The organism is Trinickia sp. (genome assembly GCF_051954495.1).
GTDB lineage: Bacteria > Pseudomonadota > Gammaproteobacteria > Burkholderiales > Burkholderiaceae > Trinickia.
The window spans coordinates 1-9,924 of sequence record NZ_JBQCHR010000001.1 but is presented as its reverse complement, the minus strand read 5'-3'; the positions used below and the strand labels follow the sequence as shown (position 1 = coordinate 9,924).

Here is a 9,924-nt window from a genome sequence, read left to right as displayed (position 1 = left end):
GTGCCCAGGGGTGTCGATGATGTTGATGCGGTGTTCCGGATAGTTGCCGCCCATGCCCTTCCAGAAGGCGGTGGTGGCAGCCGACGTGATGGTGATGCCGCGCTCTTGCTCTTGCTCCATCCAGTCCATCGTCGCCGCGCCGTCGTGCACTTCACCGATCTTGTGGTTCACGCCGGTATAGAACAGGATGCGCTCGGTCGTCGTCGTTTTGCCGGCGTCGATGTGAGCGCTAATACCGATGTTGCGGTAGCGCTCGATAGGTGTCTTACGAGCCACTTTGATCCTCTATTGGGATAGCGCGAAGAGCTTTGAGTTGTCTTCACGCCCTAACACAAACGGGCGAGGCGCTCGATAAGCGCACCCGCCCGGAAATTTTCCGTATGGCCTTAAGCTAAGGCTTAGAAACGGAAATGCGAGAACGCCTTGTTGGCTTCCGCCATCCGGTGCACTTCGTCGCGCTTCTTCATCGCGCCGCCGCGGCCTTCCGCGGCTTCTTGCAACTCACCGGCCAGACGCAGAGCCATCGACTTCTCGCTGCGCTTTTTCGCGGCCTCACGCAACCAACGCATCGCCAATGCCATACGACGCGACGGACGCACTTCGACCGGAACCTGATAGTTGGCCCCACCAACGCGGCGGCTCTTCACTTCGACCACCGGCTTCACGTTGTTGAGCGCAACCGTGAACACTTCCAGCGGGTCCTTGCCACCCTTGGTCTGGATTTGTTCGAAAGCGCCGTACACGATGCGCTCGGCGACCGACTTCTTGCCGGAGAGCATCAGCACGTTCATGAATTTTGCTACATCAACGTTGCCGAACTTCGGATCCGGCAACACTTCCCGCTTGGGAACTTCGCGACGACGCGGCATGTTTCTTCCTTTGACTTTTCAGTTGGAGCCCAATCCGGACCCCGCGGCCACCAACAAACCCGATCTATCTTTTACGACTAACCAGCTTGGCCGGGTGACCACTTACTCGACAGCGCCGGCAACTCCGGCACCACCGCCCAAACTACTCCGACAGGCGAATTACTTGCCCGCCTTAGCGCGCTTCGCACCGTACTTCGAACGAGCTTGCTTACGATCCTTCACGCCCTGCGTATCGAGCGAGCCGCGGACCATGTGGTAACGCACACCCGGCAAGTCCTTCACACGGCCGCCGCGAATCAGCACGACCGAGTGTTCCTGCAGGTTGTGGCCTTCACCACCGATGTACGAAATGACTTCGAAGCCGTTCGTCAGACGAACCTTGGCGACCTTACGGAGCGCCGAGTTAGGCTTCTTCGGCGTCGTCGTGTACACACGCGTGCACACGCCACGACGCTGAGGGCAGTCCTGCAAGGCCGGGCTCTTGCTTTTCGTCGTTTCCGACGCGCGGCCTTTGCGAACCAGTTGATTGATGGTTGGCATTGTGTATTCCCGAAATTGATCAAAAACACCGCACCGCCAGCCGGGCAAAGCGACCCACGATGCGTGTCAAACTTCCCGCTCGGCCTGAAACGCGAACTCGCTCACACGTGAGCGGACCCTCGACCCAGAAGCCAAGAACAGGAACCCGGCATGATATTTCAAAAACGTCAACCGCGTCAATAGGTTGCGTGCGACGAGCGCGGCGTTCAGGGCCCGAAGCCCGCCGCGCCTCGCTCCCGAGGCGCACCGGCTAGTCGGCTGCGACGACCTCCAGCAACTCGTCGCCGAAGCGTTCGAGCTTGCGCGCGCCGATACCAGGGATATGCCGCAGATCGTCGATCGTATCGGGCGCCGACCGGGCGATCTCGGCCAACGTGGCGTCATGAAAGATCACATAGGCCGGCACGCCGTCGCGCTTGGCCGTATCGGTGCGCCACGTACGCAGCCGCTCCCAGCGGGCACGCTCGCGCGCCCCCAGCCCGGCCGTGGGGTCGGCGCGCTCCCGCGTGCGCGAGGCGCCTTGGCGCGTCCTGGTCGGTTTGACATAGCGCCGCAATGTGACGCTCTGCTCCCCCTTGAGGACGGGTTTGCTGGCCTCGGTCAACATGAAGGCGCCGAAGCCGTCGTGGTCGATCGTGAGATAGCCGTAGGCGACGAGCTGGCGATACACGCCGCGCCACTCGGCTTCCGACAAGCTCGCGCCGATGCCGAAGGTGCTCAGTGTATCGTGGCCGCGTTCGCGTACTTTTTCCGTGAGATTGCCGCGCAGAATGTCGATGAGATGTCCCGCGCCAAAATGGAATCCACTGGCCCGTCGGGCGCGAAACACGCATGACAGCGCCATTTGCGCTTCCCGCGATGCGTCCCAGGTCACGGGGGGCTCAAGACACGTATCGCAATTGCCGCAAGGCTTGCTGCCTTCCCCGAAATAGGAGAGCAGGCGCACGCGCCGGCACGCGGCCGTCTCGCATAAGCCGAGCAGCGCATCGAGCTTGCTCGTCTGCACGCGTTTGTGCGTTTCGTCAGCCTCCGATTCGTCGATCATTTTTCGCTGCTGGACGACATCGCCAAGGCCATAGGCCATCCATGCATTCGCGGGCAACCCGTCGCGGCCCGCGCGCCCCGTCTCCTGGTAATAGCCCTCGACGCTCTTGGGCAAATCGAGGTGCGCGACGAAACGCACGTCGGGCTTGTCGATCCCCATGCCGAACGCAATCGTCGCGCAAATGACGACACCCTCTTCGCGCTGGAAAATTTCCTGATGGCGCTGGCGCGTTTCGAAATCCATTCCAGCGTGATAAGGCAGCGCACGCACGCCGTGCGTCTTGAGCCAATCGGCCGTTTCCTCGACCTTGCGCCGCGAGAGGCAATACACGACGCCGGCGTCAGTCGTGCCGTCATCGTTCGTGTGTTCGGCGCGGATGAAATCGAGCAACTGATTACGCGCATTGTCCTTCTCGACAATGCGATAGCGAATGTTTGGCCGATCGAAGCTCGAGACGAACACACGCGCTTCGTCGAGCGCGAGCCTATGGATGATTTCGTCGCGCGTGATCGCATCCGCCGTGGCCGTCAGCGCGATGCGCGGTACCGATGGAAAGCGCTCATGCAGCACCGACAGCTGCATGTACTCGGGACGGAAATCATGCCCCCATTGCGATACGCAATGCGCTTCGTCGATGGCGAACAACCCGATACGCGCCCGTTCGATGAGCTCCAGAAAGCGCGGGGTCATCAGGCGCTCGGGCGCGACATACAGAAGATCGAGTTCGCCCTCGCGCAGCGCCCGCTCGGTGGCCGCGGCTTCGGCGCCCGTGAGCGTCGAGTTCAAATACGCGGCGCGCACGCCCAGCTCCTTGAGCGCGGCGACTTGATCCTGCATGAGCGCGATCAACGGCGAAACGACGATGCCCGCGCCCAGGCCGGCTTCACGCCGCACGAGAGACGGGATTTGATAGCAAAGCGATTTGCCGCCGCCCGTGGGCATCAGCACGAGGCAATCGCCGCCGCCGGCGACGTGCTCGACGATGTCGCGCTGCTGCCCTCGGAAGACGGGGTAGCCGAAAACTTCATTGAGAATTGCTAGGGCACGCGACATGGATACGGTAGGAACGGCAAACGGCGGATGGGCGCAATTCTACCAACCCACCCGCCTGCACGACGCCCATCTTCCAAGCGTTGGCCGTTCGGCCGACAAAACGCGCGTCGCCGGGGTGCCGGCGACGTCCCGCGCGAGATCAGACGCGGTTGTCCGATCCCGTCGCGCGACGGTTGCCGCTGGTCCCGCCCCCCTGATCGCGCAGGGTAATCTCGTCCGTCTCGTTTCGCGGCGGCGTACCCGGCGGCGTCGAAACCGAAGTGATGCGAGCCTCGCCTTCCTCCTGCGCGCCACCGCCTCGATTGGCCATCGTGCGCGCCGTCTTCATCGCCGTCATCACCGCCGGCAGGCACAACAGCGCGATGAACGCCGCTCCGACGAAGTTCTGCAGCCAAGGGGCGCCCCTTTCGCCGAAATGCGGCGGTGTAATCTGGGGGTTAGCCGCGGCGGATAGGCCGTAGACGGTATAGAAGATGGATGTGCGCGACACGCCGTCGGCGGCAAAGGTATCGAAGGCCTTTTGAGCGCCAGGCCAACCGTCGGCCGTGAGACTGACCTCCAAATCGGCCAATTTGCCACCGCTCAGGGCATTGTTCAGCATGCGTCCGGTGAACTGGTCCGCGGCTTCGCCCGCGAGATTGGCGACCACGTAGGTGGCGAGGGACGCAAACCCGCTGCGCAGCGTCTCGGCTTCACCGGTGTTCGGGTCGGTCTTGTTCTGCTGCCTCGCGTCCACCAGCCCCGCCCCCGACACGCCGTGGAAGCTTTGAGCGCTGTTGACGAGCATCTGGTTGGCCGAATAGAAAAAGAAGTTGATCGCCTGTACGGTGAGCGGGCTCACTTTTCCTTCCGGCACGTTGTCGCCAAGCGGCAGGTAGAGGTTGCCGACATCGCGCCCGCCGGAGTATTGGAACGTCTTCACGAGGCTCGGCACGAGATCCTTGAGCGTGCCGGTGGTCGCCGCGGCGCTCACCGCCGCGGACAGCGAGACGATCTGGGCGATGTTGCCCGCATGCGTGGTCGGATTGCCGATGCCCTGCAGCTCGTGATAGAGCATCGTCATTAGATTTGCGAGGATGACCGAGCCGTAAAGGCCGCCCGCGATGCCCGCCTTGACTTCGTCGCTCGCATGCGTGTGCGTCAACAGCGCCTGGACGCCCGCGCCGACCGCTTCGCGCAGCGCCGTCGTGACGCCCACCGACACGGTCTGCTGGCCGACGATCTTCAACGAATTGAGCGCCCAGTTCTTCCCGATCTGCGCCCAGGTCGTGTTGCCGGTGCGCGCCGCGTTGTCGGTATCGGTCGCGGTCGTCGCGTCCCCCGTATGCGCCGCATCGTTCGTCGCTGTGCTCGCGCGGTGGCTCGACGACGCTGCGTCGGTCGCATCGTTACCCGTATCGGGCTGGACGGGCGCGTTCTCGATCGCCTCTTGCAGCGCGCGCCCGGCGGCCTCGGCGTCTTCACGTGCGGTGTGGGCGGCGCCCTCGGCCTTGTCGGCTTCCTGTTCGGCGCCGTCCGCTTTGGCGTCGGCCTCCTGCGCGAGGCGCTTGGTCTCGCGTGCGATGTCGCCCGCTTTTTCGGCTTGCTCGCTCGCCTTGTCGGCCTCGGTTCTAAGCGGGCCGGCCTTGGCTGCCAGCTCCTGAGCGCGCGCCTTGAGCGCCTGCGCCTCTTTCCCGATGGCGTTCGCCTCGCGGCCAAGGGTCGCTGCCGCCTTACTGGCCTCATCGGCCGAGGTGCGAGCTTCCTGCGCTGTCGCCTTCGCCTTCGCGGCCTGCGCTTGAAGTTCACCGGATTGCGTTTTTTGTGTGTGCGCCTCCGACTTCAATTGCGCTGCGTGTTTGGCCGCTTCATCTGCACCCGTCTTCGCGTCCTGTGCGATGCGCTCGGCCTGCGACGCCTCTTTATCCGCTTCGGCCGCTTTGGCCTGCGCGGCGGGCCGCTCCTTTTCCGGCGTCGTCTCCACGGCCGCGGCAAGCTGCTCCGCCTTGGCGCGCAGGTCGTCCGCATGCTCCTGTGCGCCGGTTGCGGCGTCGGACTTATCCTGGGCGACCCGATTCGCTCCGTCCGCGGCTTTCTCGGCGTCGCGCGCTTCGCTCGCTTTCTTGTCGGCGGCGGTCTGCGCCTTATCGGCCGCCGTCTCAGCTTCGTCCGCTTTCCCGCCGAGTGCCTCGGCGTGCGCTTGCGCGGCGTCGGCGGTCTTCTGAGCGTTGGCAGCTTCGCCCGCCTTGGCCTTCGCGGCCTCCTCGGCTTTCGTCGCGGCGGCCTCGGCCTTCGTCGCTGCCTCATTCTTGGTTTGCGCTACACGCTGAGCCTCCCCGTGCGCCGTATGGGCCGTCTTGGCCTGTTCCAAGGCTTCGTCCGCCGCTCTCCTCAATTCAGTCGCTTCGCCGCGCTTCGTTTGCGCATCGCTTTCGAGCGTTTCGGCACGCTCCGTCTTCGCGTGCAGATCGGCCTGCGCGGCGCGAATCTCGGGCGTGTCCGCGATCGGTTGAATCGTCACCCCGCCGCCCGATCCCTCGGCGTGTGCAATGGTTTCAAAAACGCCATGAATGGCTTCCGTCATCGCAGCCAACCGCATTTGGTGGCCGCGCAATGCGCTCTCGGGGCTCGAATTGTCGATCGGCGGCAGTTGGAGCGCGGCTCTGAATTCGGCCGCCGTTCGGCGTGCTTCCGGCGAAATTTCTTCGTTGATTCGGCCGAAATCCGAGGCGCTCACGGAATGACGACGCGTAAGCGAGGACGAGCCGACTGATACGGGAAGGTCGCCTCTGCGAATGTTCGACGTATTTGCACCGGAAGATCCGCCGACCTGCGGCGCGTTGCGCGAGGCTAGGGCGCCGAACGCGCCGAGATTCTGGCGCTGGGAAGAGGTCGGGGCCGGCGTGTTGTTCGTTGGCGGCGGCTGATGATGCCCTTCCTCGACGTCGGAACTGGATTCGTTGGATACGGCATGAAGATCGCTCATGGCTTTTCGCCTCCCGCACGGAATTGATCGGTTAAATGAAGTGTTTCGTATCATTGACCACCAGGTGCGGGAATGCGCGTCGGATCCGAAGCGGTGCGGCTAAAAGCGAACGCACCGAACTCGCCGGCGCCGTGCGGCAAGGCCTGTTTAAAACAACGAGTCCGCGTCGATCGCGCCGTCTTGTGCTTCCTGGTTGCCCCAAAACTGTTCGACGATCGATGAATTGGCTTGATTCGGTCCGATCCCCATTCATTCAAATTCGCGCTTAAATCGAAATGCAGATCGAGAATCACCAATTAACACAAATTGCATACCGAATAATCAACACACAAATCAACCCAGACCTCTCCAAAATCTAGAATTCAACCTATACTCGGCCAGACGATATGCTTACAAACGATTTTCATGAAATACGCATATCGACGTCGATGCATACACGGAAAGGAGGGCATTTACCGAAAATCTATCCGACGCAGTCGCAGCGCCACCTGCGATATCGAGGCCCACGCCGGCCCGGCGGCGATCCCGACGGTTCGGCTTCCCATAGGAGATGTTATGAAACCAGCATTTCATCGCCTGGTAAATGCAACGCTCGTAGCGCTATCTGTTGCAGCAGCTGTCAGCCCCAACGCGCACGCAGCAACGCGCGTTGAACTTGAAAGATCGGACTCTAAAAACGACACGGCCAACGGGACGCTTAGCGCGCCGGCGGCGCTCGGCTTGAGTAGCGGCGACCTCAAACCGCTGCGCAGTCAAAAGTATTCCAACGGCGATGTCGTCACCCGCTATCAGCAATATTTCCGTGGCGTTCCGGTGTGGAATGCTGCTGTCGTCGAAACGAAAAGCGGGGCGCATCGAACGATGCGTTTATCGGGGACGCTGGTACGCAATATCGAAAACGATGTACCGAGCGTGACCCCCGTTTATTCGCCACCCAATGTGCTCGTTCAGGCGAAAGCGTTAGCGAATGCGACGCTGACCGCGAATGAAATCGTGAAACTATTCGTGCGCGTCGACCAAGGCAACGTCGCCCAGCTCGTCTACTTGGTCTCGTTCGTCAAGACAGGGGCGACGCGGCCCAGTCGTCCGTCCTACCTGATCGACGCGAACACCGGGGCCGTGCTGAAACAATGGGAGGGAATCGCGCATATGAACGCGACCGGGCCGGGCGGGAACACCAAGACCGGCAAGTACGAGTACGGCACCGACTACGGGCCTTTGCTCGTCGACGACAAGTGCAACGTGGCGACGCCGGACGTCATCACCGTCGATCTTCAAAACGGCGAGAGCGGCGACACGCCTTTCCACTTCACCTGCCCCCGCAATACCTATCGCGAGATCAACGGCGCCTATTCGCCACTCAACGACGCGCACTACTTCGGCCACGTGGTATTCGACATGTATCACGATTGGCTCGACGTGCGCCCTATTAATCAAACGCTGTACATGAAAGTGCACTACGGTACGGGTTACGAGAACGCGTTCTGGGACGGCACCGCGATGTATTTTGGCGACGGCGCCACGCGCTTTTTCCCGCTCGTCTCTCTCGACGTGTCGGGACACGAAATCAGCCACGGCTTCACCGAACAGAACGCCGGCCTGATCTACAGCGAGATGCCGGGCGGGATCAACGAGGCGTTCTCCGATATGGCGGGGGAAGCCGCCGAGTTCTACATGAAAGGAAAGGCGGACTTCCTGGTGGGTGCGAACATCGTCAAAAAAGGCGACGCGCTGCGCTACATGGCGGATCCGCCGAAAGACGGCCGGTCGATCGGTGACGCCAAGGACTATACGAGCGAGCTCGACGTGCACCAAACGAGCGGCGTGTACAACAAAGCGTTCTACCTAATCGCCACGTCGCCCGGCTGGGACGTACGCAAAGCATTCGAGATCATGGCGGACGCCAACCGGCTTCATTGGACCGCCGAAACGACGTTCGACGAGGCCGCTTGCGGCGTCGAAAAGGCTGCGGAAAGCCGTGGCTATCGGGTCGCCGACGTCACCGCCGCGTTCGACAAGGTGGGCGTGGCCTGCGGCACGACCGATAACAACGCGCTGATCAAAGGCAAACCCGTCAGCGCAATTGCGTTGACTGAAGGGCAAACCCGGGTCTATCGAATCGATGTGCCGGCGGGGGCCAAAAACCTCGTGTTCCGGCTTTCGGGCGGCAAAGGCGACGGCGATCTCTACGCCAAGTTCGGCGCCGCACCGACGAAGACGTCCTACGACGCCAAATCGATCGGCCTATCAAACGCTGAGCGGATCACGTTGAAAACACCGCGAACCGGGACGCATTACGTGCTGATCCATGCCTACCGCACCGTCAGCAACGCCACGCTGGTAGCCGATTTCGTAGGCGGGGAATAAGTCGCGCCCTGCCGGGCGCATGTAAAAAAAGCCGCTCGGTCCGAAGACCGAGCGGCTTTGCTTTCGCATCGACACGGCGGCTCGCACCGCCTGGCGATTACTCCGCTGGATGCTGCTGATGCGGCTCGTCGGCCGGCGATTCGGCTGCCGGCGCTTCGGGCGTACCGAACTCGAACGCCTCTTCCGCGGCGATCTGGTCGAAACGCTCGCGATCCGACGATTCCTTCGCCTTGCGTGCCTTGTGGAATGCAAGACCGGTACCGGCCGGGATCAAACGGCCGACGATCACGTTTTCCTTCAGACCACGCAGATCGTCGCGCTTGCCCATGATCGCCGCTTCGGTCAGCACGCGCGTCGTTTCTTGGAACGATGCGGCCGAGATGAACGAGTCGGTCGACAGCGACGCCTTCGTGATACCGAGCAGCACGTTTTCGTACGTAGCCGGACGCTTGTCTTCCGCGATCATCCGATCGTTTTCGTCGAGCATGTCCGACCGCTCGACTTGTTCGCCCGGGATGAAACGCGTATCGCCGTTGTCGGTGATCTGCACGCGGCGCAGCATCTGACGCACGATCACTTCGATGTGCTTGTCGTTGATCTTCACGCCTTGCAGACGGTACACGTCCTGCACTTCGTCGACGATGTAGCGCGACAGCGCCTCGATACCCTGCAAGCGCAGGATGTCGTGCGGATCGGCCGGGCCGTCCACGATCATTTCGCCCTTGTTGACGACTTGACCATCGTGGACCAGCACCTGCTTTTCCTTCGCGATCAGGAACTCGTGCTGATTGCCTTCGAGATCCGTGATGACGAGACGCTGCTTGCCCTTCGTGTCCTTACCGAACGACGTCGTACCCGTGACTTCCGCCAAAATGCCGGCATCCTTCGGCGAACGCGCTTCGAACAGCTCGGCCACCCGCGGCAGACCGCCGGTAATGTCACGCGTCTTCTGCGCTTCGGTCGGGATACGTGCGAGCACTTCACCAACCTGCACTTGCTGACCGTCCTTCACCGTGATCAGTGCGCCCACCTGGAAGCCGATCTGCACCGAGTGCTCGGTACCGGGGATCTTCACTTCCTCGCCG

General features: G+C 62.2%; 6 protein-coding genes and 1 pseudogene. 1 reads left to right on the top strand and 6 read right to left on the bottom strand.

Annotation, left to right across the window (positions count from 1 at the left end; all coding sequences use genetic code 11):
* The 5 genes from ACTHNR_RS00035 to ACTHNR_RS00015 all read right to left on the bottom strand — a co-directional run.
* On the bottom strand, positions 1-276 hold a 276-nt coding region (locus tag ACTHNR_RS00035), incomplete at its 3' end, for a GTP-binding protein (protein ID WP_440545328.1).
* A gap of 122 nt (positions 277-398) precedes the next feature.
* The gene (gene rpsG / locus ACTHNR_RS00030; protein WP_008343817.1) at positions 399-869 is read right to left on the bottom strand and encodes a 30S ribosomal protein S7; all 471 of its coding nucleotides are present in this window, start codon (positions 867-869) and stop codon (positions 399-401) included.
* Between the two features lie 159 nt (positions 870-1,028).
* Positions 1,029-1,409: a 30S ribosomal protein S12 gene (rpsL, locus tag ACTHNR_RS00025; protein WP_006998493.1), complete on the bottom strand. Its 381-nt coding sequence runs from the start codon at positions 1,407-1,409 to the stop codon at positions 1,029-1,031.
* A 250-nt stretch (positions 1,410-1,659) separates the two neighbouring features.
* Positions 1,660-3,507: a DNA helicase RecQ gene (recQ, locus tag ACTHNR_RS00020; protein WP_440545327.1), complete on the bottom strand. Its 1,848-nt coding sequence runs from the start codon at positions 3,505-3,507 to the stop codon at positions 1,660-1,662.
* Between the two features lie 139 nt (positions 3,508-3,646).
* Positions 3,647-6,472 carry a hypothetical protein gene (locus tag ACTHNR_RS00015; RefSeq protein ID WP_440545326.1) on the bottom strand — a complete coding sequence of 942 codons (2,826 nt, stop codon included), beginning with the start codon at positions 6,470-6,472 and terminating at the stop codon, positions 3,647-3,649.
* A 720-nt stretch (positions 6,473-7,192) separates the two neighbouring features.
* On the opposite strand from ACTHNR_RS00015, the gene ACTHNR_RS00010 reads away from it, so the two are divergent.
* Positions 7,193-8,839: a M4 family metallopeptidase gene (locus ACTHNR_RS00010; RefSeq protein ID WP_440545325.1), complete on the top strand. Its 1,647-nt coding sequence runs from the start codon at positions 7,193-7,195 to the stop codon at positions 8,837-8,839.
* 97 nt (positions 8,840-8,936) lie between these two features.
* Here ACTHNR_RS00010 and ACTHNR_RS00005 read toward each other — a convergent pair.
* Positions 8,937-9,924, bottom strand: a pseudogene (locus tag ACTHNR_RS00005) (DNA-directed RNA polymerase subunit beta'); the annotation flags it as partial.